Here is a 23,337-nt window from a genome sequence, read left to right on the forward strand (position 1 = left end):
TTGAATTCGACAATTCGCTGGAGAAGTGGGAAATCGACATCGCGGTTCTACGGAATGCGGATCAACAGTTTGGTATGTTCATAGCCAGCCTGTTCGATCTCCCTGGCAAAATGATCGATCGCCGCCGCTTCGGGCGCGACCGCCAGATGCGGCTTGGCCAGGCTGAAACCGATGATGAAGGTGCCGTGATCGGTGAACATCGGCTGGTTCCAGGCGATTTTCCCATCCAGTTGCGGGAACTTTTCGCCTAACCAATCGAGAACGGCTTGCGTACGTTCACGTTGCTGTGGATCGGCGATCTGCGCCAGGAAATCCGCGAACACGGTCATGATGTCACCTTGAGAGTTGCCGATAGTCAGGCCGGCGCGCCATCGTCAGGGCACGCCGGCGACACGATACTGGTTTTTGCCCGCATGCTTGGCGCCGTACAGGGCCGCGTCCGCATGCGTGGCCAGCACCTGCGCTGTGGCGGCCTGATGCGGGCACCAGGCGATGCCGATGCTGGCCGACACGCTGCACGGCTGGCCAAGGACATCGAAGGCCAGCGCCATCGCGGCCACCAGCTTCTGCCCGACCGTGTCGCATTCGGCGGCCGACTCCACGTTTTCCAGGGCGATGCTGAATTCGTCCCCGGCGAGACGGCAGACGGTGCCGGTTTTCCTCACCGCTGCGGTCAGGCGGCGGCCGAATTCCTTGAGCACTGCGTCGCCGCCGGCGTGCCCGAGGGTATCGTTGATGGTCTTGGTCAGCCGGTCGAAGCGCTCTTCAGGCGGCGTGTCGAGCAAGGCGAGCGCCTCAAGCGCGCGTACGCGCGCGGCATCGTCCACATCGTCAATAACCGTATGCATGGCCAGCGTCATCCAATCTCGCGTCGACGGCGGGCAGCACAGCAATGCGTCGCCCTGGTCAGGCGAGCATAGCAAATTGAGTCAGATCCTGTCGGCGTTCACGGCAGGCGAATCGCGGCCCGCTGCCAGTCCATGATCCAGTTTTCTTCCCAGGTGGCGCCGCCGTCGCGCGAGACCGCCTGGTACCAGCGGCACGAGTTGGCGCCGATCCGGTCCCATACGCCGCGCGTAATGACCGGTTTGCCCTCCTCGACATCGGCGCTGTCCCAGGTGCCGACGCCGTTGCTGAAACTGCCCCACGAGGCTGGATTGAGTACCCCGTTCTTTCGGTTGCACCAGTGGTCGGCCCACAGCTTTTTCTCGACGTCGAGGATGCGCAGCCCCATGCCGCTGAAATGTCGCGCTGGAATGCGCAACTCTTCGACGCTGGCCAGGCCGCCCAGCATGCCGATCACGGTCGCTTCGCCGTCGAACGAGTCCCAGTGCTTCTCCTTCAACTGCTTGTGGTGGATGGTCCATTCGCCCGACAGGAAATCGAAATCGCCGGGCTTGCCGCTTGCCGCCGGTGCCAGTGCGGCCGCGGCGGCGTTACCGAGCCCGAGCTGGCCAGCCGCGCCGATCCCGGCAGCGGCCTGTAGCAGCAGTCTGCGTTGTGCATTGCTTGTCGTGGTCATTTCATTCTCCTGAGAAATCGTTATAAGGTCATGCCCGGCCGTTGCGGCCATCTGGTGGCAACGGCGGGAAGGATGAGGCTTAATCAGGGCCGATTGCGCCCTGTTACGTTTCCTGGAGAGTGGATCAGCCCTCGAACTTCACCTTCACGCCCACAGCGCCTCCACATCGCGAATCAGTTCGCTGGCCGTGATCGGATCGAGGGTCGACATCGGCTCGGGGCGATCCACGCTACCCCACTTGTCGCCCGCGCCGGTTTCGAGTTCGCGCAGCGTCTGTTCGGGGGCGCTGTCGGCCGCGCCGGCGAAGATGCCCGGATCGAGCCGCAGCACCACAATGCGTTGCGGCGCCACGAACTTGAAGAAGTCGTGGATGGCGCCGCCGTCCTGCGGGGTGCCGCGCCGCCAGCCCCGCTCGGCCAGTCCGAGCACGCGCGCCGTGGGCACCAGCGTGCCGTTCCAGCGCAGCAGGCGCTCGGCCGCTTGTTCGGCCTGGTCCAGGGTGTGGGTGTCGCGCCCGATCTGGGCAAAGGGCTGGGTCAGTTCGTAGTCGGCCAAGAGGGCGCCGAAAGCGGCGGCATCGGTGGCCGGGAGCTCCAGTGCATGGGGAATGCCGATCGCCGCGCCGGACGGCAGCGCGAAGGCGTCGTCGGCGGCGTCGGTCAGGGCGCCGTCGGGCGCGACCCGGAAGCAGGCGAGCAGGCCGCCGCCGTCGGCCTCGTAGGCGCCCCAGACGATGCGCCGCACCAGGTGGCGCAGCAGCGGATGCCCGGCCAGGAAGGTGTGGAACACGCCGGCATCCCAGCGCCGCCGCGTGCACATCGCCACTTCCAGGCGCCGCACCTGCTGCGCGGCGATGGTGCGCGCGTCCTTCTTGAGCAGCTTGAAGCGCGCCACGGCGGCGCCGGCCAGGGCCGCGTCATCGCCCTGGTTCGGCTTGGGCAGGTCGGGCAAGCGCTTGCCGTCGGCGCCGCGCACGCAGGGCTTGAGCGCTTCGTCGAAGCCGACCAGGAAAGTACGCGCGCCGAAATCGAGCAGCAGGGTGCCTTGCGGGTCCAGGCCCAGGTCGGGCGCCAGGCGGTCTTCCAGTTCCTCGGCGCTCAAGCCGCGCGCCTCGGCGATGTCGGCGATCTTGTCGCGCGCGCGGTCTTGCAGGGCTTTGAACCTGACCCTCTGGGCGACGCCGTTGAGCAGGACCAGCGCAGTGTCGCTGCCGATCCGGGCCAGTACCTCGAGTCCCGTGACGGCGCGCGCATGCTGGCCTTGGCCCGGCCATGCGCGGATCAGGGGCGCCAGCTTGCGCGCGCTGTCGTCGTCGCCCAGCAGGCCGAGCGCAGTGAAGGCCCAGCTCTCGCGCGATTCGGAACCGGCATCGGTCCAGGCGCGAAACGCGTCCCACGCGAAGGCCGCCAGCGAGGCGCTGGTACAGGCTTGCTTGAGCTGCGTGACGCCGGCGTACACGCCATCGGCGTGCGGAAAGCGCAGCATGATGCCGATGTGCTCCAGGCTTGCGGCGGGCAGGGCCTGGCCGCCCGCCGCAAGCCGCGGCCGGGTCCAGGTTTGCGGTTGCCAGAAATCGGGAAGCCTGGCGATCCTGGCGGGATAGTGGTCGAGCGGGTCGGCGTCGAGCAGCGCGTGCAGGGCCGCTTCCACCCCTTTTTGCGGGTAGCGCGCGGCCACCCGCATCAGCAGGGGTACATGGCCGGCGGTGGCGAGCAGCAGCAGGGCGGCGCGCGCCTGGTCGCGGGCCGCGCCGGGTTTGCCCAGCGCCGGCGCAATCAGGGCGCACGCGGCATGCTCGGGATAGGCCAGCAGCCAGTCGCGCGCGCCGGTGCGGGCGGCGCCGGCCTTGAGCGTGGCGCAGGCGCGCGCCACCGGCACCGCCAGCTCCACCGCGCCGATGTGGGCGGCGTGCCGCAGTTCCTGCGCCGGGCGGCGTTCGCACATGGCCACCAGTCCGGGCAGGCCGCGCACGCCCAAGGTGCCCACCACATGCCCTGGATCGCGCATCTCGAAACCGTCGAGGGCATTCCACACTTGTTCGTTCATCGGTTCGGGCAAGCTGGCCAGCACCCAGCTGTTCATGCCCCCGCCGGTGCCCTCGGTAGCCCGCCATGCGGCCATCAGCGCGGCCGTGTCGACGTTGGTAATGGCGCTTGCCGCCTGCCGGGTGTAGGGCGGCTTCTGTATCCCCAGGTGCTTGGCCGCCAGGACCGGATCTTTCAGGATGTCGGCCGGAGCGTAGCCGGGAACGGGGACGTGGATCATGGCGGCGCGCTCGGCGGCGCTCCAGCGTTCCACCGGCGCCAGCGCGAGCGGTTCCAGCAGCAGCGGGGCGGCGGCTTTTTTGGGCGCCGCCTTCCATGGCGGGCAGGCCAGTACCGGCGGCAGGCCGCTTGTATCGGCGCTGTCGGCGGGGGCGGGGGCGGTGGTGCCGGTTCCGATCTCGGCGAGCACGCGCGCGGCGCCGGCCGAAATCCACGGCGCGAACGCCGCCAGCGACTGCGCATGCGCGTGCGCCAGCGCGGCCAGGACCGTGCGCGCCGATGCCGGACCGGTGCCGTCGAGGGCGATGAGTTCACTGAGCGCGGCAATGGCGGCCAGCGGCCAGCGCTGCGCGGCCTTGGAAAAGCGCACTACCGCATCCTTGTTGACGTCGCAGGCGAGCGCCATGGCGCGCATCGAGGCCGGGGTGCCGATGCAGGCCAGCGCGCGGCCGGCCGCCGGAATCGCCGCGCCGTCTTCCAGCAGCGCGACCGCGTCGACGCCGCGTTCGCGCACCAGGCTCGCCACGGCGCCCGGGTCGCCATGGTACATCTGGTGCCAGTAGCCTTCGCGCGCCTTGAAGCCACTCAGGGCGGCCAGGCTGGCCGGCGCGGTGGCGGTCAGGCGCAGCCACGCGGCTGACTGGTCATCGGCCAGGATGTCGGGTAGCAGCGCCAGTTCGTCCGACAGGTCGGGAACGTCGGGCAGCAGCACGCCGAGCAGCGGCTGGCGGCACGCTTCGAGGGTCGGCAGCGCGCGCCGGATCATCTGGACGCACAGGGCATAGGTGCCGGCGTCGGCCACGGCCAGGTGGGCGCGCAGGGCCAGCTCGGTGGCGCAGAACACGCCCAGCCCGAGGGAGAAACGCCGTCCGCCGCTCTCGGACAGGTAGACGTCGCCCATCATCGAATGCAGGCGGCAGGATTTTTCCATCTCCAGCAAGACTGCCAGCGCATGCGGCAAGCCTTTGCTGGCGACCAGGAAATCGATGAAGGGCGAGCCGTCGGCACGCTTGAGGTCTTTTTCGAAGATGGTCTGGGCCGCGAGCAGTATCACGTCCGACAGCAGCGAGCCGTCGCGCAGGCCGTGTTGCACCCGCTCACCCGCTTCGCGGTGGCCGTCTTCCTTGCTGACGAAATTGCACTTGCGGCGCGCATGCGCCAGATACGTGTTCCAGGCGGCGTCGGCGTCGCGCGCTGGTGGCGTTCCGGGAAAGCGGCGCGAAGGCAGCGCCACGGATGCCAGGGCCGGCGCAAGGTCGATGACCGGACCGCCGGCGAGCCATGGCGCTACATCGGTGGCGGCGAATGTGGGAGCTGTCATGCCGCATGATCCAGAGTAGTTCGGTGATTGTTCGCCAGAATACTACAGTTCCGGGCATGCTTTCATCGCAGGCAAGAAGGCGGGCCGGTACGGCGGCGTGCCGCACCTGGGTGCCCGGCCCGTATGGCGATCAGCAAATTGATTTGGTGTCCATCAGCAGGCTGGCGCGAGCGGCGCCGTCCTCGTCCGCCACGGCGCCGGCCGGTTCGCCGCTGTCCGGTTCCACCCGAATGGACACCATTTTCCCGGCATTGACTTCGAACAGGATACGGTCATGCCCGCGCTGTTGCATGATGATGAACGTTCCCGCGGATGGCGCGGCGTGTGGGCGTGCAGGCATAAAATTTCCTTTCGGTTGATCAGGCGTTAAGTCGGGCGGCGGGCGCGCTGTCGCAGACATCGATGCACGCACCATGTGACAGCCGCACATGCAGGCGACTCCCACTGCTACCCACTTGAGCAAATTCCGGGCCATGGCCGCAACAGCTGCGAGCCGAGGGTGTTCCGGGGCGCCATACCCATAGCGCTTACCCGAACGGATCGGTTGACATGTAAATGGCGCGACGCGGCAACACGTAAGCGTGGGCGACGGCCGCGCTGGCCGTGAAACGTCTGGTAACAAACTAGTCGCGGCAGGCCGGTTTTTTTGGTGAGCGGAGAAGATGAATTGCCGTATGATTTGCGCTCACTATCATGATAGAAAGATAAAAATGCATTTTCCCCAAGGTTCCCTCGTTCGTGGCGCGGTTACCGGTCTGTGCCTGCTGGTGCTACTGTCCGGCTGCGCGACCCGTTCCATTTCGGATTCCGGTTATCCCGCCCAGTCGAGCGGTTACGGACGGCCGATGAGTACCCAGTACCGCGGCGAACTGACGGAATTTAACGTGCTCGGTATCGATCAGGACGCGGTGGTCACCGATGAAGCCATCCGCACGGCGCTGGCGACGCGCCAGCGCTTGACGCTTCCCAGGAATAGCGCGGTCATGCTGGTGCAGTCCGGCGCACTGATTCCCGACGAGGCGATGGTCAAGGCATTTTCGCAGTACTACCAGCCGATCGCCTTTAGCGGCGTGCCCGAGGAAGGGAAGGGCAAGGCCAATTACGCCGGCCACCTGCGCCTGGCCGCCGCCCGCAGTGGTAGCGAGAAAATGATGGTCTACTGGGGCATCCTGGAATCGGGTCGTGAAAACATGTCCACCAAGGTGGTGTCGTGGTTCCCGATCCTGGGCGCACTGGTGCCGGACGAGAACCAGCATATGCGCATTCGCCTGAAAGTCGCACTGGTCGACGTCCGCACCGGGCAATGGGAAATGTTCTCGCCCGAGCCGTTTGAAGACGTCGACTTCAGCTCGCGCGGTTCGCGTGCCGCCGTCGACCAGGCCCAGGTCGCCCTGTTGAAAAACAAGGCGTATGGCGAGGCTGTCAAACAGCTGTTCTACAAGTTCTCCAACTAAGCGCTTGACGGCAGGGCCGCCCGCACCATGCGGCGTACACAAGACGCCGCATCGGGACAATACCCGGCAAGGGTGCCGCGGCGGAACACTCCCTGACGGCCCTTGTCCTTCAACCGCGCGGCGTTGGCGGCTACCAGGTCGCTCGCCTTGCCGGGCCGTTGCCGCGCCGGCTGGACAGCGTGTCCGGCAGGCGGCCAGGCTGCCTGATTCATCGGCTCGTCCTCGCGCGCTGACGGCCTATTTGCTCTTTGGTTGAAATTTCTCCTGATCGAACCCGCTGACATCGAACTCGAATACAGGTGCGCCTTGCTGATAGATATTGACCGAGAGCCGTACGGTTTTCGCTTTTCGCAGCTTTGCCGAAAACTTGTCATACCCACGGATGAAAATGGTATCGGAGCTGTTATCGGCAGGTCCGGCGGCGGCATATTTGGTCGGCTTCTCATCGTCGAATCTGACCAGCACGACGCAGTCCTGGAAGGAGTGACACAGAATCTGCCCTTTTTCGATGGAAAACATCACATCCTTTCCGTATTTCCGGTCAATGCGCAGGCTCAGGGTGCCGTGTTGTTGGCCGGAATACGGAAAATCGAAACTCACCGTATTGCTGCTGCTGACCGCCGCGTTATAGGTTGTGCCTCCCGTCATCTTGTCCGCCGTAGCCGAATAGTTCCACTGCTGTCCCGTCGGCGCAGCCGGGGCACTTGCGATGGCAACTGCAGCCGCCGCCGCTTGCGGCGCGCCTTTGCTGCCGGCTTTCGGCGTTACCTTGGCTGTTTCCGGGGCGGGATGTGTGGCTTTTTCGAATGCCAGCTGGGCCTCAAGCTTGGCAATTTTCTGTTTCGCCTCATCGAGTTCAGTATTGCCCGAACAGCCGGCAAACGGAATCGACATCAGTAGTACAGCGGCGATCCTGGTCAATGTCATACGGTTCCGTTTCACGTGAGTGATTCATTGTGGCCGCGTCCGAAACGGTACGCCAGCCAGGCAAGCGCCATGGCGCTCGTCATTCACCCAGTTTACTATCTTTATTTTCAGCAATACTAACAAATAGTCACCAATTCCACGATTTTGCCTGCGATCTGGGCAACTGCACGTCGCCTTCAAGCGCTCTGGGACGGACCCCGCCGTCGGCGCCGCCCGCCGGCTGATTCGAGCTCTCCCGGTGTCTGCGGCTGTTCGTCGCAGGTGGCGTTATTGTTGTGCTACGCGTGCCGCATCGTCCGGGAAGGGCTGCAGGCGCTTGCCGCAGTCGATGCCCTTGGCGCCCGCTGGATTGAGCTGGCCGGCCAGGCGCGCAAAGTCGATTTTCAGTGCCGGGCTGCCGTCCACCATCACGTCGTCGAGTGTCAGCCGCAAGGGGCGCTTCGCGTCGTAGCCTTGCAGGATCACGCCGCGTCCCGGCGGGAGGCTGTGCACCCGCTCCATGCGCACGCCGGCATAATCGGGAATCAGCTCGCCCGGCGGCCCGGGCACGTAGTTGGTATCGATGTACAGCGGCCACTGCACGTTGCGCAGGCATACATTGCGGTAGACAATTCCTTTGACTTCGCCGCCGCGCCGGTCGTTGCTCTTGATGCGCAGGCCCGAGGTAGTGCCGTCCATGTCGAGGTCCTCGACCAGCACATTGCGTACCCCGCCATTGGTTTCGCTGCCGATCGACATGCCATGGCCGCTGTAAAAGCGGTTGTGCAGGATCGAGATGTTTTCGGACGGGCCGTTGTGGCCCGCCTTGATCGCCTCGTTGTCGTTGCCGGTGCGGATATGGCTGTGGGCGATGGTGACGTTGCGCGACGAGCCGGGATCGATGCCGTCGGTGTTGCGCGCGTCATGCGGCGTGTCGATGCGGATCGCCCACGCGGTAAAGCCGTCGACCCGGTTCATCGCCACATGGTAGTTGGCTGCGTTGCGCAGCGTTGCACAGGGCCAGAGCGGCTGCGGCCAGCATGCGCAGATGGCCGGAAAGGCGCCTCGCCGCGGATTTGCGTATTTTCACGTGGCGCTTTCCAATGACGTTTTTTTGCCTGTCGAGGTTAGCAGACGCGTTTGAAAATGGCCATTCCCGTCACGCCGGATGGACAATATCGTCAGCGCGCCGGCGGATTTCATCAGCGCGGCGAGGGGGGAAGCGGCCCCCTGCGCTCGCGTTGCCGCTGTCTTTACAGATCGACCTTCACGCCCAGCTTGATGGTGCGCGGCGCGCCGGCTGCCAGGCGTCCGCCGGCGCCGGCCCAATAGCGCTTGTCGCCGAGGTTCTCGATATTCGCCTGCCAGGTGGTGCGTTTGCCCATGGTCTGGTTGACGTAGCGCGCGCCGGCGGTCCACAAGGTAGCGCCGCCCAGCCAGGCCTGGTTCAGGTCATTGACCGGACGGCGGCCCGTGTAATACATGCCGCTGTTGAGCGACAGGCCGGGTACGGCATCGTCGAAAGCATACGAGAGGAAGGTGCTGGCGGTCTGCTTCGCGGCGTTTTCCGGCAGCTTGCCGTCGTAGCTGGCGTTGATGCCGGCGAATTCCGGCCGCAGGAACTGGGCCGACGTTTGCCACGCCAGCTGGCGCGTCAACTGGCCCTGGATCGCCAGCTCCACGCCCCGGTAGTGCTGCGCGCCGTCCGCCACGAACAGGTTGGCGGCGTTGGTGTAGTAGCCGGGACGGTCGATGTCGAATAGCGCCGCCGACAGCAGGGTGCCACCGGCGCTGCGCCAGCGCATGCCCAGTTCCTTCTGCCGGCTCACGCCCGGGGCCATGCGTTCGCCCTGGTTGACGGTGCCGGCCGGGCCAGGCTCGCCTTCTTCCAGGCCTTGCGCGGCGGAGGCATACAGGGACAGCGCGGCCAGCGGCTTGTAGATCAGGGCCGCCATCGGCGTGGTTTTGCTGGCGGCGTAATCGTTCGCGCCCTGCGTGCTGCGGTAGCGCACCTTGCGCGCACCGGCGATGAGCTGCCATTCGGGCGACAGTTCGATGCGGTCGATGGCGTACAGGCCGTCGTCGCGCGTGTCGAGGGCGGCGCTGGTGGGGCTGGACGGGCGCGCCGACCAGGTGATGGCGCCGATGGCCACCGGGTCGTACAGGTTTTGCGCGGCGACCGCGTAATTGCTCTGGTAGATCGGGTCCTGGGTCTTGCCGGTGCGGCTCACGCCCAGCGTCATCTCGTGCCTGATGGCGCCGGTGGTGGCGCTGCCGAACAGCTCCGCGCGCACGATGCTTGATCCAAGCACGCTGTATTGCGCATTGCCGGCGATGCGCCCGGCGCCGGTCGCCACGGCGGCCGCGTTGGTGAAGCGGAAAATCGCCAGGTTGCGTTCGCGCGCCACTTGCGAGCGGCCGCCTTCGAGCGTGAGCGCCCAGCCCTCGGCGAGCGTGTAGTCGGCGCGCAGGGCCACGCTGTTGCTGGTGGCGTTGAATTGGGCGATGTCCGGGCCGACCAGACGCGCCGGGTCCACCGTGCGTGGCAGGGCGATTACGCCGTTGACGGCGGCGGGCAGCGCCACGCCTGCTTGCTCGGTGATCTTGCGGCGGTCGTATTCCAGGTCGGCCTTGAGCAGCAGGCGGCTGTCGACGCGCCAGTCCAGCGCGGCGGAGGCAAAGCGCCGGTGGCCGTCGCCAACGTTGTCGAGGAAGCTGCCCAGCGTCCCGCCGGCGGCGTTGACGCGCACGCCGACTTGCTGCTGCGCGCCTAAGCGGCGGCCGATGTCGACGTTGGCCATCGCCGTACCCTGGTCATCCAGTTTCAGGCCGAAGCTGGTGACGGGGGCCGTGGCGGCGCGCCGGGTGACGAAGTTGACCACGCCCGCCGGCGAGGTAAAGCCGTAGTACAGCGCCGATGCGCCCTTGAGGACTTCGACGCGCTCCTTGTTCTCCATCGGCACCTGGGAGAAGTTCATGAGTGGCACCGAGCCATTCAAGCGGTAGTTGGTGCGGTTTTCGAGCGCGATGCCGCGGATGACCAGCTGGTCCCAGGTGTCGCCGCCGTTCTGCTGGCGCGTGACGCCGGCGGTATTGCGCAGCGCGTCGTACAGGCCGGCGGCGGCTTGCAGCTCCAGCACCTCGCGCGTGATGACGTTGACGGTGGAGGGCACGTCCATCACATCCGCACCGCGAAAACTCCCCGCCGACACCGAATTGGGCACGAAGCCCTGGGCGCGCACGGCCATGATGGTGACCGCTTCCACCACGCCGCCGTCGCCGCCCTGGGCGAGTGCCTGGGCCTGGGCGCAGGCAAGGGAAATGGCGAAGCAGAGAGGGCGAAGGCGGGGTGCGGTCATGGTAAAACTTTCAAGAGCTCATGCAAAGGCCCAGGATTTTATGCTAAATGAGAATCATTAGCAATTGCGTGGGCGTTCGGCTCCGGGTAAAACCATGTCAATCAGGTCGTTGCACCCTGGTCGGACCGGAACAGCTTGCGGTAGGCCGAGGGCGAGGTGCGCAGGGTGGTGCGGAAATGCTGGCGCAGCGAGAGGGCGCTGCCGAAGCCGGCTTCCTGGGCCACGCGTTCGATCGAGGCATCGCCGCTTTCGAGCATGCGCCGGACGTGCGCCATGCGCTGACTCAGGAGCCATTGCTTGAACGAGGTGCCGGTGGTCTGGCGGAAGTGGCGGGTGAAGTTGCGCCGGCTCATGGCTGCGCGTTCGGCCAGCGCGTCGATGCTGTGGGCCTCGCCCAGGTGCTGTGTCACCCAGTCGAGCACCTGGGAGAACCGCCCCTCGCTGCTCGACACCGGCAGCGGGCGTTCGATGAACTGCGCCTGTCCGCCATCGCGGTGCGGTGCGATCAGGAGCCGCCGGGCGACCCGGTTGGCGATCTCGGCGCCGCACAGTTGGCGCACCAGGTGCAGGCAGCAATCGAGTCCCGCCGCCACGCCGGCCGAGGTGAGCACGTCGCCCTGGTCCACATACAGCACCTCTTGATTGACCTGGACCTTGGGATACAGTTGCGCCAGCTCGGCCGCCGCCGCCCAGTGCGTGGTCGCGCTGCGGCCGTCGAGCAGGCCGGCCTGGGCCAGGGGGAAGGCGCCGAGGCACAGGCCCACCACCAGCGCGCCGCGCGCATGCGCATGGCGCAGCGCGTCCAGCAAGGCTGGCGGTGCGCGGCGGCAGTCGTCGTGCCACGCGGGCATGACGACGATGTCGGCCTGGTCCAGCGCTTCAAGCCCGCACTCGGGGGCGATGGCGAAGCCCGCCGAGGTCCGCAGCGGCCCGTGTTCCAGCGCGCAGACGCGCACCGCGAATGGGGATGGCGCGCCGTCGCCGTGATGGGCGCCAAAGACCAGGCAGGGCACCGACAGGTGGAAGGGCGTGATGCCATCGAAGGCAACGATGGCCACGGTGCGCGGGGCGGAGGAGGCAACTAGTGTTCGCATGGCCCGATTATATCGAATGTCGGCCTTCGGGCCACTGTCCGGCGCGCCGGTACGGGCGGAAAATACGCTTCAGTCTTCGGGAAACAACAGATCCCGGCTCGTTAAACCCACTATCAGGAGAACTTGCATGTCCCTCATCTCAAACCCGACCCTGTTGCGCTGCGCCGCCGCCGGCGCCCTTGCCACCTCGCTGGCTGCCTGTGCGGGCACGGGCGGCAGCGCCGGCACCCAGAGCGCCGGAGCCGTGCAGTTTCAGCAAATCCGCAATGCGACCATCAAGCTGGAGTACGCGGGAACGACCTTCCTGGTCGATCCGATGCTGGCCAGGAAGGGCGCGTTTCCGGGCTTCCAGGGCACCTACAACAGCCATCTGCGCAATCCGCTGGTGGAACTGCCGCTGCCGCTGAGCGAGGTAGTGAAGGCCGATGCCATCGTCGTCACCCATACGCATGACGACCACTGGGATGACGCGGCCAAGCAAAGCCTGCGCAAGGATATGCCGATCTTCACGCAGAATGAAGAAGATGCGCAAAGCATCCGCAAGGATGGGTTTACGGACGTGCGGGTGCTGGACGGGGACACGGTGTTCAAGGGGACGCGCCTGCGCAAGACGGCCGGAGTACATGGCACGGACCAGATGATGGCGACGCCGCTGGCCAAGCGCATGGGTGCCGTGTCGGGCGTGGTGTTCGAGCGGGCCGGCTACAAGAGCGTGTACGTGGCGGGCGATACGGTCTGGAACGGCGACGTGGAGTCGGCGATCAAGCAGTTCCAGCCGGATGTCATCATCCTCAACACCGGCTACGCGCGCGTGCTTGGCTTCGAGGGATCGATCATCATGGGCAAGGAAGACCTGTACCGCGCCTGCCAGCTCGCGCCCAAGGCCACGGTGGTCGGCATCCACATGGAAGCCCTGAACCACCTCATGCAGACGCGCAAGGACCTGCGCGACCATATCGTGGAAAAGAACATGGATCCGACGCGCGTGCTGGTGCCGCAAGACGGCCAGTCGTACCGCTTCTGATCCGTGCCGGGCAGGCTTGGTATACTGCCCGGATTTATATGCACGGGGTTATACGATGGCGCAACCGCTGGAACTGCGCGCACATGCGCTGCAGTGCTTACTTGAACCCGATCCCGCGACCAAGACCGCGCTGATTGCCGCGCTGGCGCAGGCGCACCTGGCCGGTGACTGGCTGGTGGATAATGGCGCCGTGTTCGATGTGAACCGGCCTGACGCGGCGCGCCCGATTCCGGGCCGGCCGGAGCGCCCGCTGCTGGTGCCGCCACGGCTGGTGGGGCGGCGTTCGATGGTGACGGTGGAAGGGCGCGCGATGCTGGTGCATTCGCTGGCCCACATTGAGTTTAACGCGATGAACCTGGCGCTCGACGCGCTGTGGCGTTTCCCGGACCTGCCCGCGGCGTATTACACCGACTGGCTGCGCGTGGCACAGGAAGAGGCGTATCACTTCTCGATGCTGGCCGCGCACCTTCAAGTGCTCGGTCATAACTACGGCGACTTCCCGGCGCATGACAGCTTGTGGGAGATGGTCGAGAAAACCAAGGGGGACGTGGTGGCGCGCATGGCGCTGGTGCCGCGCACCCTGGAAGCGCGCGGCCTCGATGCGATTCCGCCGCTGCGCGCCAAGATCGCGCAGGCGGGCGACATGGCGGCGGCGGCCATCCTCGACATCATCCTGCGCGACGAGGTCGGGCATGTGGAGATCGGCAACCGCTGGTACCGCTATCTGTGCGAGCGGCACGGGCTCGATCCGCAGGCGGCGTACCAGGAACTGGCGCTGCGCTACGAAGCGCCGGTACTCAAGGGACCATTCAATCTCGAAGCGCGCCGCCGCGCCGGGTTTACCGAGGCGGAGCTGGTGGATTTTTCGTAAGGCGCACGGCGGCTGCTGCCGCCGTGCGATACGTCTAGCGCATCTTGAGCATGTCGGCCAGCGACCATTTGAGCGGCGCGCCCGCCGTGTCGGTAATGGTGGTCAGTTCGCCGAAGATGCGGCCCTGGACATTATCAGGCAGGCGCACGAAGGCCGTGCCGCCGACGGCGGCATCGCCGTGCACGAAGCCCCAGGTGAAAAATTTGATGACGGCCACGGCGTTGTCGGGCGTGCCGCTGACCAGCGGGACGATGGCGAAGGTACTGGCGGTGATCGGCCAGCTGGCGGCGCCCGGTTTGTCGGTCAGCATTTCCTCGTACGCGCCCTTGGTCACCCATCCGCTATTGTTCATCGCCGACGAGAAGCCGGCGCCGCTTGGCGCGACGAACTTGCCGTCGCGATTTTTCAGGAGGGCGAAGTTCAGCTTGTTCTTCGACGCATACTGGTAGTCCACGTAGGCAATCGCGCCGGCGGTCTGCCTGAGCGCGGCCACCACGCCGGCGCTGCCTTTGACCGGGGTCGTGCCGGCTGCCCAGGTGACGCTGTAGTTGCTGCCGTAAGCGGCTTTCCACTCCGGACTGCTTTTACTGAGGTAATCGGTGAAGTTGAAGGTGGTGCCCGAGCTGTCCACGCGGGTCACGACCGTGATCGGCAGGGCCGGCAGCGTCAGGCCGGCATTGACTGCCTGCACTTTGGGATCGTTCCATTTCGTGATCTTGCGGCTGAAGATATCCGCCAGCAGCTCGCCAGTCAGCTTGAGCTGTCCGCTGGTAACGCCCGGCAAGTTGATGATCGGCACAATGCCGGAAACGGCGGTGGGGAAGCACAGCAGTTTGGCCGACTTGCGCTCGTCCGCGGACAAGGCCACATCGGTGGCGCCGAAGTCCACCTTGCGCGCCTTGACTTGCTGCAGGCCGTCGGTGGAGCTGCTGGGCTGGTACTTGACGTTCACTTGCGCGTACTTGCTGTACGAAGCGGCCATCGAGGCGTACAGGATTTCGGCGGCCGACGAGCCAGCGCCCGACACTTGGGTCTGCGCGTAGGTGGCAGGAGAAACCGCAACGATGGCGGCAAACAGGATCTTATTTTTGAATGACATATCGGTGTTCCGTATTCGGCTAAGGTGGTTCAGGGATGTTGCGTACGCATGCACCCGGCGCCCGGGCGTGGATTGGGCCAGGGCGGGAAATAGGGGCGCGGGATGGTCGCTATGCCCGGGCTACGCCAGGCGTAACGCCGGATTGCCGCCAGTGGTGGATGCGGCGCAGGGCCGGGACCAGGCCGCAACGGTGACGCTGGCACGCTCTCCAGCGACTGATTGGCAAGTGACTTCTAACAATAAACAATTCTACACGGTAATAAAGAAAAAAGGGTTGTGAACGCGGCTTTAGAGGAAAAGCTCGGAATTGCGCGCACTTAGCGGCATTATAGAGCATCGCGCTAGAGGGGGTGAAGTGCGAACATGTGAAATATTGCAATTATAACCATTGTATTTCACGTATGAATTGCTCAAATGACATTCTTCACGGGCGTAAAAAAAGCCACCGCATCGCTGCGGTAGCCTGCCTGGATGTGTTGTGCAAGCGTCAGGCGGCTGCGGCGTCGCTCTCTTCGTCCTCGCCTTCGCCTTCTTCAAGCGCGCCGTCGGCCTTGTATTTCAGCTGCGCGGTGCTGCACGCTGAGATGTCGAGGTCGTCGCGGATGCCTTTGTAGGTCGAGATATGCAGCTTGCCGTCGGGGTGCGCATACAGGTAGCGCACGTCGACCAGCGCCCCGACCGGGGGGATGTCGAAGTTCGAGGAAATGGTGACCTTGCCCATGTCCACCTTGCCACCGGCGGCGTCGAACAGCGCCAGGTGCACGCTGCGCTTGCCCTTGGCGACCTGGTCGACCACGAAGGTGCCGGTTTCGTAAAACACGTGCTTGAGGGCGTCGCCACCCGAGGCCGGGCGGCCGTGGGCGTAGCTGGCATCCTTCTTGCGGAACACCACGCCTTCACCGCGCTTGTGCCTGATGCGCTCGAACGCCTCGGTCTTGGCCGCCGTGCCTTGATAGACGGGCGAGACCGACACATTGGCCCCAGGCTTGACGGCTTGCGTGAGCAGCGCGTGGCGTTCTTCGAAGCCGAGTTCGTGCAGCTTGCGTCCGCCCAGTTCGAGGATGTCGAACACGCTCAGGCGCGGGCCGGGCAATGCTTCGCCATCGAGGATGGTGCCGGCGGGCAGGGCCGCCAGGTCGGCCACCACGCCCAGCGGCAGCGGCGCCGGAAAGCCGTTGCGCTTGCTGCCGACCAGTTCGCCCGGCGCCTTGACCGACACCATGCGCCGGTGGCCGTCGTCCTTTTCCTGCATCAGCCAGTCGTCGTCTTGCAGCAGCCTGGCGGCGCGCTCTTCGGCGATGGGATTGAGCAGTTGCGGCAGCACGCCGGTGAAATCCGACGCCAGCTCGGTGCCCTGGTAGGGCACGCCGGCATCGTCAGGGCTGTAGCCACCTTTGAGCTTGGTCCTGACGAGGGTGTCGTAAATGCCCTTCGCCTCGGTGTAGGGCAGGGGCGTGGCGGTCTTGGCCTGGTGGGTCAGCGCGCTGCCGCGCCGTCCGTTGCGTCCGTACACCATCCAGCCGCCCTCGACCGGGTCGAGGTGGCAGTGGTATTCCTTGTCGGTCGAGCCCTTGGTCTGGTACAGCGACACTGATTCTTTTTCCATGCACTTTCCTGTCTTGTTGATTGATGCCTTGCGCCGGGTTCAGCCGTGCCGGGCGTCGCGGCGGCGCCGATGGTAAGATCGCGCCATGACAAATACACTTGCCCCAACCCTGCCGCCGACCCTCGTCCACACCATGCGCATGCCGATCCGGTGGGGCGACATGGACGCGATGGGACACGTTAACAACACCGTGTACTTCCGCTATATCGAACAGGCCCGCATTTCGTGGTTCGAGCAGATCGCGTGCGCGCCCGAACCGGCCGGGGAAGGGCCGGTGATCGTCAATGCCCACTGTTCCTTCCTCAAGCAGCTCAAGTATCCGGGGGAGATCGAAATCCGGACCTTCGTGGGGCCGCCGGGACGCTCCAGCTTCGAGATGTTCCACCAGATCCGTCTGGTCGGCGCCGACGGCAACCCTGGCGAGCTGCACGCCGAGGGTGGCGCCAAAGTCGTGTGGGTCAATTTCCCGGCCGAAAAGTCGGTGCCCTTGCCTGGCGCGATCTGCAAATTGCTTCCGCCGCAGAAGCTGTTGCCCGGCAAATAAGCCGGGACGCCGGGCGCAAGGTAAAACGCCGTCGTTTCCGCCAATGGCAAGAACGACGGCGCAAGATGAACGCCGTGGCGTTTATTTTTGCGTGTTCAGCAGCGAATTGCGGCGCGAATATGCAAAGTACACCACCAGCCCGATCAGCAGCCAGATGCCGAAGGCAATCCAGGTGGTGTTGCTCAGGAAGGTCATCAGGGCCAGGCAGAAGATGATGGCCAGTCCCGGCACCACCGGCACGCCGGGGCAGCGGAACGCGCGGTGCAGGTCAGGGCGGGTTTTGCGCAGCACGATCACGGCCACCGACACCAGACAGAAGGCCGCCAGCGTACCGATGTTAATCAGCTCGGCGAGCACGCCCAGCGGCACCACGGCGGCAATCAGGCCGAACACGATGCCGACCATCCAGGTGGCAAAGAACGGCGTGCCGAATTTTGGATGCACGGCCGACAGGCGCTTGGGCAGCAAGCCGTCGCGCGACATGGCGTAGATGACGCGGGTCTGGCCGTAGCTCATCACCAGGATCACGGTGGTCATGCCCAGGATCGCGCCCAGGTCGACGAAACCGGCCACCCAGTTCTGTTTGGCGTATTGCAGGGCCAGCGAGACCGGGTGATCGACACCGGCGAATTGCTGGTAAGGCACGATGCCGGTCATGATGGCCGAAACGATCACGTACAGGATGGTGCAGACCACCAGCGAGCCGATAATGCCGATCGGCAGGTCGCGCTCGGGGCGCTTGACTTCTTCCGCCGCCGAGGTCACCGCATCGAAGCCGATGAAGGCGAAGAACACCAGCGCGGCGGCGCTCATCGTGCCTTTCATTCCGAACGGCATGAATGGCTGCCAGTTGGCCGGTTCGACATAGCGCGCGCCGACAACGATGAACAGCAGCACCACGGCGATCTTGATCACCACCATCACGCTATTGATGCGGGCCGATTCGCGCACGCCGAACGAGAGCATGGCCGTCAGGATCAGCATGATGACCATGGCGGGCAGGTTGAACAGGGTGTCGACCCCGGGAATCGATCCGGGCGCGGCGGTGAGCGCGACCGGCAGCTTGATGCCCAGGCCGCCGATGAGCGACTGGAAGTAGCCGGACCAGCCGACCGACACGGCCGAGGTGGCCAAGCCGTATTCGAGCAGCAAATCCCAGCCGATCATCCAGGCCACCAGCTCGCCCATGGTGGCGTAGCTGTAGGTATAGATCGAGCCGGCCACGGGAATGGTGGAGGCGAATTCGGCGTAGCACAGGGCGGCGAAGCCGCAGGCCATCGCGGCGATCACGAAGGAGAGGGTGAGGGCCGGGCCGGCGGTCAGCGCGCCGGTGCCGGTGAGCACGAAAATACCGGTGCCGACGATGGCGCCTATGCCCATCAACACCAGGTCAAGCGGCCCCAGCACCTTCTTCAGCCCGCCAGCGGCGCGGCTTTGCGCCACCATATCGTCCAGATTTTTTGTTCGGAAAAGGCTCATCAATTGTCTCGCTTAAAGTCTTTATGTTTTTAAGATGCCACCCGGGAGCTTCTTTACTGCCTGGGCGTACGACTGCTGCGCCCGCGATTGTAGCGTACCGGGCGCGCTCATTGACGAGTTACAAGACAAAAGATGGTGAAAAGGAAACCGTTGCGCGGAACTGGGCGCGGAAAGCACGGCGCCAGGCGGACCTGGCGCGTGCCGCATGATGGCGTTGCCGCTCAGCCCAACAGGGCGGCGTGGTGAATGCTATCGATTCCGGTGAGTAACACTAGCGCGGCGTCGCCGTCGGCCGGCGGCAGGTCGGCGAGGTGTTCCAGCGCGCTGCGCGGAACCGGCGGCAGTTTGCCGATGGCTTCTTTTACCGACGCCTGGAAGTCGAGGATGTCGGTGTCCGCGTTCAGCGACCTGAGCAGGGTACGGGCGACCGCCGCCGCCTCGGCGCCGGTGTAGGCGGCGCTGGCCTTTTCCGTTTGCAGCGCAAAGGTGAAATTCGACGCCACGTCGATCTTGGTGTGCACCAGGGCGGCATCCGCGTGCCCCTGGAAGCTGTTGTTGGCGAGCGCCCCGGCCATGATCGAGAGCGAGGCATTGGCCCGGGTGAGCGCGCCGGAATCGATGGCGCCGCTCCAGAAGTCGAGGCCGGCCTGGCCCGGAACCCGGTTCAGGAGGTTGAGGAAAACGGCGTTGACGAAGGCCTTGTTGTCGCCGCTATAGAGCGCCTGCGATTCGCCGCTGGTGCCGAAGGAGTCGATCAGGCTTTTCACCCCTGCGTCGGCGGCATAGCGCGCGCTGAACTCGCCCACGCTGGCGGGCGCGCCCAGGGCCGTGAGCTGGGTCTGGAAACTGTTCAGGCCGGCGACGTCGGCGGCGCGCCCGCTACGGCTGAAGATATCGTAGGAAATGCCGGCAATCGCGCTGAAGGAAAGCACGTCGTCCCCGGGCGTGCGCATCTGGAAATCCGTGAAATCGATGCGGACGTCCCAGGCTGCGACCGTGATCGGGATGCTCAGGGGGGGGGAAGGCCAGCATCTGGGCCGCCGTCATTTGCGCCGCGCTCAGGTCTGGCAGACTGTCGATCGTCTTGTATGTCATTGGAATTGGGTTTCATTCATGGTGGGGCGGAGGTTCAGGCCGGCGAGGCGGCGCCGTTGACGCTGCTGCGTATGCCGGTGAGCATGATCGGCTGGTCGCTGGCCTGCGCTTCCCAAGGCTGCCCGGCGGGAGGCGCGAAGGCCGCTGGCGCGGCGTGAGGCAGTTTGAGAATGGCCAGCCAGACCGAGGACTTGCGCTAAACATCGCAGTGTACGCGACATTATGCTCACAATGCAATTGTTAGTTACTCTTGGAAACTTTGCGCACTGACTTGCAAGCGACTGGCGCTGGCGTGCCAGGCAAGCACAGGCCTGCGGCGCCGGCTGGCGGCGGTGTCGGGTCACGCTGGCCGGGTAACGGCGCGCCAGACGTGGTGGACGGATTGGCAAGGGCCGGAGCGGCGGGGCGCCCCGCCCGGTTGCGGTAGCTCCGCGCGCCTCGTCGATCAGGCCGAAAAAGCCAGGTCCGCCGCATGGCTGTCCAGGCCGGTCAGGGCGATGGCGGGGCCGTCGAACTGGGCCAGCGGCAGGTCATGCGTGTGCTCCGGGGCGCTGCGCGACACGGTCGGCAGAGCGCCCAGCGCCAGCTTGACGGTGCTCTGGAAGGTGTTCGCATCGGTGAGGGCGGTCACCGACTTGAGCAGCTCGCGCGCCACGGCGGCGGCGCCGAGGCCGTTGTACGAGGCGGCCTTGCCATCCGTTTCCAGCCCGAACGTGAAGTTCGATGCCACGCTGATCTTGTTGTTCACCAGCAGCGCGTCGTTCATGCCCTGGACCGAGGTATTGGTCTGCGCGCCGGCCAGGATCGACAGCGAGGCGTTGGCGCGCGTGAGCGAACCGGAGTCGATGGCCTTGGTCCAGAAATCGAGGCCGGCCTGCTGCGGGTCGCGGTTCAGGACGTTATTGAAGACGGCCTTGACGAAGGTCTTGGTATCGCCCGAATACAGTGCCTTCGATTCGGCGCTGGTGCCGAAGGAATCGATCAGCTTCTTCACGGCCGGGTCCTTGGCGTAGCGGGCGCTCAGGTCGGTCGCGCTGGTGGGCGAACCGAGGCTGCCCAGCTGGTCCTGGAAACTCTTCAGTCCGCCCACGTCGGCGGCGCGGCCGAAGTAGCCGATGTACAGGGCCTGGGTCAGCTCGCCGTACTGCATGTCGGCCACGCTGTCGGCGAAGACCAGCTTTTCCACGCTGCGCAGGACATCCGTGCCCTCGTTCCTGAGATTCGAGCTGACGGTGAGCACGTCCGCGCTCTTGACGATGTTGTAGTCGGCGCGCTTGCCGGTATACACCATGCTGTCGATGCCCTTGTAGCCGTTGACGAGGTCGCTGCTTTTGGTGGCGACGAAGCGGTCGGTGTAGTCGGTGCCGATGAGGGTGTTGGTCGGTTTCGGGATGGTGTCGAGGTCCACGTCGATGTACAGCGAGACGTGTTTATGGCTATCCGCGTACCCCTGGTGCCAGCCGGCGTCGACGTACATGGTGCCCGAATAGGGCGCCACGAACTTCGATAGGTGGTCCATGCCATAAATGTCGGCGTTTTCCTTGTCGACGGCGATGACGCGGCCGAGATTGTCGTACACCCGGATCAGGAAGGGGTCGAAAAAGCTGAAGCTGTAAATATCGTAGGTGGCATCCTCGACCGCCGTAAACGAAAACAGCTCGTGCAGGATCGCGTAAGGCTGGCTTGTGCTCGTGCTCGCTTCCAGATCCCAGTTGGACTGATAGGTCCCGCTCGGAACGTAGGTCTTGAACGTCAGCGGCTGCGCCGAAGCGATTTCTTGCGCGGTCAGGACGCCCAGGTAGTCTATGGTGGGGTAAGTCATCGTGATTTCCTTGTTGTTTTTCGTTAGGGGAAGCCGTATGCCAGGGATGGGGCGTGTCGTGGCGCTGTTTTCCCGGCCGCTGGGCGCCTATCCCGGATCAAGTATTTCACGGTTGGCATTCAATTTCTATATTGAAATTTGTATTTCTTGTTAATAGGGTGTTAGCAAGTGTAAGCGCCGGTAAGCAAGCGTGCGCGCAGGGGTATTGTGTGTTGGCATAATGATTTTGTGATGTTTAGTCAATTCATTGCGACGAACGCGGGCGGCTAACGGTTATGATGATTAAGCAAGCATGATGTTAACCTAAGTCACATCATGCTTGCAATAAATAATTATTCTAGGAAATTTTTTCAACATGAATCGGAGTAACAAAATGAGGAAAACCGTGCAAGCCAGGTTTGGCCTGATCGCCGTTCTTGCCGCCCTGGCCGGTTGTGCCAGCAGCACGCTGCCGGGAACGGTGGGCGTCACGCGCTCGCAGTTCATGATCGTGCCAGCGGCTGAAGTGGACGCGATGGCACTGTCTGGATTTAGCAGCCAGAACCAGAAAGCCAGGGCGGCAGGGCGGCTGGTCAACAGCGGCGCCGAGTATGATCGCCTGGACCGCATCGCCAAACGGCTGCAAGCGCAAGTACCGGTGTTCCGCGCCGATACCGCAGAGTGGAAGTGGGAGCTGGCGCTGATTGACGCCCCGGTGCTCAACGCGACCTGCGCGCCGGGCGGCAAGATCACCTTCTACACGGGCCTGGTTCGCAAGCTCAAGCTCACCGACGACGAGATCGCCATGGTGATGGGCCACGAAATCGCCCACGCGCTGCGCGAACATGGCCGCGAGCGCATGTCGGAAGCCAAGGCAACCGGCACTGTGACCACGCTGGCCAAGGTGCTGGCACCGGACAAGGCATTGACTGTCGACCTGGCCAACAAGGCTTCGTACTACCTGTTCTCGCTGCCTAACTCGCGCGAGCACGAGTCGGAAGCCGATACGATCGGCCTGGAACTGGGTGCACGTGCCGGGTATGACCCGCGCGCGGCGGTGTCGGTATGGGAAAAGATGGCGGCCGCGTCGAGCGGCTCCAGCCCGGCCGAGTTCTTGTCGACCCACCCGTCGAACCAGACCCGGATCGCCTCGCTCACGTCGATGCAGGTGCGCGTGGCGCCGCTGTATGCAGCGGCCAAGCAAAAGTAAGCTTGCGATGATGTGACGGGCCGGCCGGGACCAGCAGCCTGGTTCCGGCTGGTTCTGCCTGCGCAATGCGCGGCAGTCGCGCGACGCCGGCCCCGACGGGCCTGCATTGACCGCGATCTCGCATCGAGTTCGCGGCATATTGCGCGACCGGGAAACACGACCCGTGTCCAGAATAATCGCCAACTGTTTGTTCCGGAGATCAAAGGACACCACCCAATCGGTGGAAATCAGCGCGGAGCGATCATTTTGTATTCTTACCACCCGTTATGGCAGCGATATCCCGGACCCAAGCGGAAAAGACCTTGAGCGGGCACTGAAAGAAGTGTATTCGTCACGCGACGACGAGCATCCAAACGCATGGCTGCGCTACGGGCCTGCCGATGGAACGATGTTTGTTCTGGATATCTATCAAACCGGCCGGGTTGAATTCTCGCAGTGGAAAGACACCGACTATCACGTTGAGCTAGCGCCGCCAGTCGAGCTCGAACGCGTCAAGAGACAAACTGCGTTGATCCTTTGGAAAGCACTCGACCGGGGCGATCTGGAATGTGTCCGCCGCGAGCTGCACGCACGCTGAGTATCCGCCGCGTCGCCCATGACCCTCCATATCTCTCGTCTTTTACCTGTTCCGGCCAATCCACGCCTTTGCCGTTGACCGGAAGGCGCGCGCTCGCGGCTTGGCGGTGCG

Annotated in this window: 20 protein-coding genes; 6 read left to right on the forward strand and 14 right to left on the reverse strand. The window is 64.8% G+C overall.

Annotated features, from left to right (window positions below):
• Positions 1-47 precede the first annotated feature (47 nt).
• The 5 genes from PO883_RS31460 to PO883_RS31480 form a co-directional block, all read right to left on the reverse strand.
• Positions 48-329: an iron chaperone gene (locus tag PO883_RS31460; RefSeq protein WP_289313277.1), complete on the reverse strand. Its 282-nt coding sequence runs from the start codon at positions 327-329 to the stop codon at positions 48-50.
• 45 nt (positions 330-374) lie between these two features.
• Positions 375-848 (reverse strand): diguanylate cyclase domain-containing protein, encoded by a 474-nt coding sequence (locus tag PO883_RS31465; protein ID WP_289313278.1) that lies wholly within the window; start codon positions 846-848, stop codon positions 375-377.
• 98 nt (positions 849-946) lie between these two features.
• On the reverse strand, positions 947-1,522 hold the full coding sequence (locus PO883_RS31470; protein ID WP_289313279.1) for a hypothetical protein: 576 nt from the start codon (positions 1,520-1,522) through the stop codon (positions 947-949).
• 144 nt (positions 1,523-1,666) lie between these two features.
• Positions 1,667-5,107: a DUF4132 domain-containing protein gene (locus PO883_RS31475; protein WP_289313280.1), complete on the reverse strand. Its 3,441-nt coding sequence runs from the start codon at positions 5,105-5,107 to the stop codon at positions 1,667-1,669.
• A gap of 130 nt (positions 5,108-5,237) precedes the next feature.
• The gene (locus PO883_RS31480) at positions 5,238-5,447 is read right to left on the reverse strand and encodes a hypothetical protein (protein ID WP_289313281.1); all 210 of its coding nucleotides are present in this window, start codon (positions 5,445-5,447) and stop codon (positions 5,238-5,240) included.
• Positions 5,448-5,817: 370 nt separating this feature from the next.
• Here PO883_RS31480 and PO883_RS31485 point away from each other — a divergent pair, with 370 nt between their 5' ends.
• Positions 5,818-6,561 (forward strand): hypothetical protein, encoded by a 744-nt coding sequence (locus PO883_RS31485; protein WP_289313282.1) that lies wholly within the window; start codon positions 5,818-5,820, stop codon positions 6,559-6,561.
• 237 nt (positions 6,562-6,798) lie between these two features.
• Here the strand turns inward: PO883_RS31485 and PO883_RS31490 are convergent, their stop codons facing one another.
• The 4 genes from PO883_RS31490 to PO883_RS31505 form a co-directional block, all read right to left on the reverse strand.
• The gene (locus tag PO883_RS31490; RefSeq protein WP_289313283.1) at positions 6,799-7,488 is read right to left on the reverse strand and encodes a hypothetical protein; all 690 of its coding nucleotides are present in this window, start codon (positions 7,486-7,488) and stop codon (positions 6,799-6,801) included.
• 267 nt (positions 7,489-7,755) lie between these two features.
• Positions 7,756-8,517 carry a glycoside hydrolase family 28 protein gene (locus tag PO883_RS31495; protein ID WP_373890123.1) on the reverse strand — a complete coding sequence of 254 codons (762 nt, stop codon included), beginning with the start codon at positions 8,515-8,517 and terminating at the stop codon, positions 7,756-7,758.
• A 203-nt stretch (positions 8,518-8,720) separates the two neighbouring features.
• Positions 8,721-10,826 (reverse strand): TonB-dependent siderophore receptor, encoded by a 2,106-nt coding sequence (locus PO883_RS31500; RefSeq protein ID WP_289313284.1) that lies wholly within the window; start codon positions 10,824-10,826, stop codon positions 8,721-8,723.
• A 101-nt stretch (positions 10,827-10,927) separates the two neighbouring features.
• On the reverse strand, positions 10,928-11,920 hold the full coding sequence (locus PO883_RS31505) for a GlxA family transcriptional regulator (protein ID WP_289313285.1): 993 nt from the start codon (positions 11,918-11,920) through the stop codon (positions 10,928-10,930).
• A gap of 127 nt (positions 11,921-12,047) precedes the next feature.
• Between PO883_RS31505 and PO883_RS31510 the strand changes: the two genes are divergently transcribed.
• Both PO883_RS31510 and PO883_RS31515 read left to right on the forward strand, forming a co-directional pair.
• Complete coding sequence (locus tag PO883_RS31510; protein WP_289313286.1) at positions 12,048-12,944, forward strand: MBL fold metallo-hydrolase; 897 nt, start codon at positions 12,048-12,050, stop codon at positions 12,942-12,944.
• Positions 12,945-12,999: 55 nt separating this feature from the next.
• Positions 13,000-13,815: a ferritin-like domain-containing protein gene (locus PO883_RS31515; RefSeq protein WP_289313287.1), complete on the forward strand. Its 816-nt coding sequence runs from the start codon at positions 13,000-13,002 to the stop codon at positions 13,813-13,815.
• Positions 13,816-13,849: 34 nt separating this feature from the next.
• On the opposite strand, the gene pstS is transcribed toward PO883_RS31515, so the two are convergent.
• Together pstS and PO883_RS31525 are read right to left on the reverse strand one after the other, a co-directional pair.
• The gene (pstS, locus tag PO883_RS31520) at positions 13,850-14,914 is read right to left on the reverse strand and encodes a phosphate ABC transporter substrate-binding protein PstS (RefSeq protein ID WP_289313288.1); all 1,065 of its coding nucleotides are present in this window, start codon (positions 14,912-14,914) and stop codon (positions 13,850-13,852) included.
• 487 nt (positions 14,915-15,401) lie between these two features.
• A complete protein-coding gene (locus PO883_RS31525; protein WP_289313289.1) occupies positions 15,402-16,520 on the reverse strand; it encodes a hypothetical protein in 1,119 nt (372 codons plus the stop codon).
• A gap of 85 nt (positions 16,521-16,605) precedes the next feature.
• Here PO883_RS31525 and PO883_RS31530 point away from each other — a divergent pair, with 85 nt between their 5' ends.
• Positions 16,606-17,064, forward strand: a complete 459-nt coding sequence (locus tag PO883_RS31530; protein WP_289313290.1) for a thioesterase family protein — start codon at positions 16,606-16,608, stop codon at positions 17,062-17,064.
• 81 nt (positions 17,065-17,145) lie between these two features.
• Here PO883_RS31530 and PO883_RS31535 read toward each other — a convergent pair whose 3' ends face one another.
• The 3 genes from PO883_RS31535 to PO883_RS31545 all read right to left on the reverse strand — a co-directional run bounded on the left by PO883_RS31535 (position 17,146) and on the right by PO883_RS31545 (position 21,460).
• The gene (locus PO883_RS31535) at positions 17,146-18,543 is read right to left on the reverse strand and encodes an amino acid permease (RefSeq protein WP_289313291.1); all 1,398 of its coding nucleotides are present in this window, start codon (positions 18,541-18,543) and stop codon (positions 17,146-17,148) included.
• Between the two features lie 221 nt (positions 18,544-18,764).
• Positions 18,765-19,496, reverse strand: a complete 732-nt coding sequence (locus PO883_RS31540; RefSeq protein ID WP_289313292.1) for a DUF4214 domain-containing protein — start codon at positions 19,494-19,496, stop codon at positions 18,765-18,767.
• 587 nt (positions 19,497-20,083) lie between these two features.
• Complete coding sequence (locus PO883_RS31545) at positions 20,084-21,460, reverse strand: DUF4214 domain-containing protein (protein ID WP_289313293.1); 1,377 nt, start codon at positions 21,458-21,460, stop codon at positions 20,084-20,086.
• Positions 21,461-21,833: 373 nt separating this feature from the next.
• Between PO883_RS31545 and PO883_RS31550 the strand changes: the two genes are divergently transcribed.
• Positions 21,834-22,649 (forward strand): M48 family metallopeptidase, encoded by an 816-nt coding sequence (locus PO883_RS31550; RefSeq protein WP_289313294.1) that lies wholly within the window; start codon positions 21,834-21,836, stop codon positions 22,647-22,649.
• 220 nt (positions 22,650-22,869) lie between these two features.
• Positions 22,870-23,226: a hypothetical protein gene (locus PO883_RS31555; RefSeq protein WP_289313295.1), complete on the forward strand. Its 357-nt coding sequence runs from the start codon at positions 22,870-22,872 to the stop codon at positions 23,224-23,226.
• Positions 23,227-23,337: the final 111 nt, after the last annotated feature.

Source organism: Massilia sp. DJPM01 (assembly GCF_030348125.1).
Classification (GTDB): domain Bacteria; phylum Pseudomonadota; class Gammaproteobacteria; order Burkholderiales; family Burkholderiaceae_D; genus Telluria_A; species Telluria_A frigida.

Coding starts and splice junctions, on each gene's coding strand:
- PO883_RS31460 (WP_289313277.1), bottom strand. CDS start 329: ATGACCGTGTTCGCGGATTTCCTGGCGCAGATCGCCGATCCACAGCAA.
- PO883_RS31465 (WP_289313278.1), bottom strand. CDS start 848: ATGCATACGGTTATTGACGATGTGGACGATGCCGCGCGCGTACGCGCG.
- PO883_RS31470 (WP_289313279.1), bottom strand. CDS start 1,522: ATGACCACGACAAGCAATGCACAACGCAGACTGCTGCTACAGGCCGCT.
- PO883_RS31475 (WP_289313280.1), bottom strand. CDS start 5,107: ATGACAGCTCCCACATTCGCCGCCACCGATGTAGCGCCATGGCTCGCC.
- PO883_RS31480 (WP_289313281.1), bottom strand. CDS start 5,447: ATGCCTGCACGCCCACACGCCGCGCCATCCGCGGGAACGTTCATCATC.
- PO883_RS31485 (WP_289313282.1), top strand. CDS start 5,818: ATGCATTTTCCCCAAGGTTCCCTCGTTCGTGGCGCGGTTACCGGTCTG.
- PO883_RS31490 (WP_289313283.1), bottom strand. CDS start 7,488: ATGACATTGACCAGGATCGCCGCTGTACTACTGATGTCGATTCCGTTT.
- PO883_RS31500 (WP_289313284.1), bottom strand. CDS start 10,826: ATGACCGCACCCCGCCTTCGCCCTCTCTGCTTCGCCATTTCCCTTGCC.
- PO883_RS31505 (WP_289313285.1), bottom strand. CDS start 11,920: ATGCGAACACTAGTTGCCTCCTCCGCCCCGCGCACCGTGGCCATCGTT.
- PO883_RS31510 (WP_289313286.1), top strand. CDS start 12,048: ATGTCCCTCATCTCAAACCCGACCCTGTTGCGCTGCGCCGCCGCCGGC.
- PO883_RS31515 (WP_289313287.1), top strand. CDS start 13,000: ATGGCGCAACCGCTGGAACTGCGCGCACATGCGCTGCAGTGCTTACTT.
- pstS (WP_289313288.1), bottom strand. CDS start 14,914: ATGTCATTCAAAAATAAGATCCTGTTTGCCGCCATCGTTGCGGTTTCT.
- PO883_RS31525 (WP_289313289.1), bottom strand. CDS start 16,520: ATGGAAAAAGAATCAGTGTCGCTGTACCAGACCAAGGGCTCGACCGAC.
- PO883_RS31530 (WP_289313290.1), top strand. CDS start 16,606: ATGACAAATACACTTGCCCCAACCCTGCCGCCGACCCTCGTCCACACC.
- PO883_RS31535 (WP_289313291.1), bottom strand. CDS start 18,543: ATGAGCCTTTTCCGAACAAAAAATCTGGACGATATGGTGGCGCAAAGC.
- PO883_RS31540 (WP_289313292.1), bottom strand. CDS start 19,496: ATGCGCACGCCCGGGGACGACGTGCTTTCCTTCAGCGCGATTGCCGGC.
- PO883_RS31545 (WP_289313293.1), bottom strand. CDS start 21,460: ATGACTTACCCCACCATAGACTACCTGGGCGTCCTGACCGCGCAAGAA.
- PO883_RS31550 (WP_289313294.1), top strand. CDS start 21,834: ATGAGGAAAACCGTGCAAGCCAGGTTTGGCCTGATCGCCGTTCTTGCC.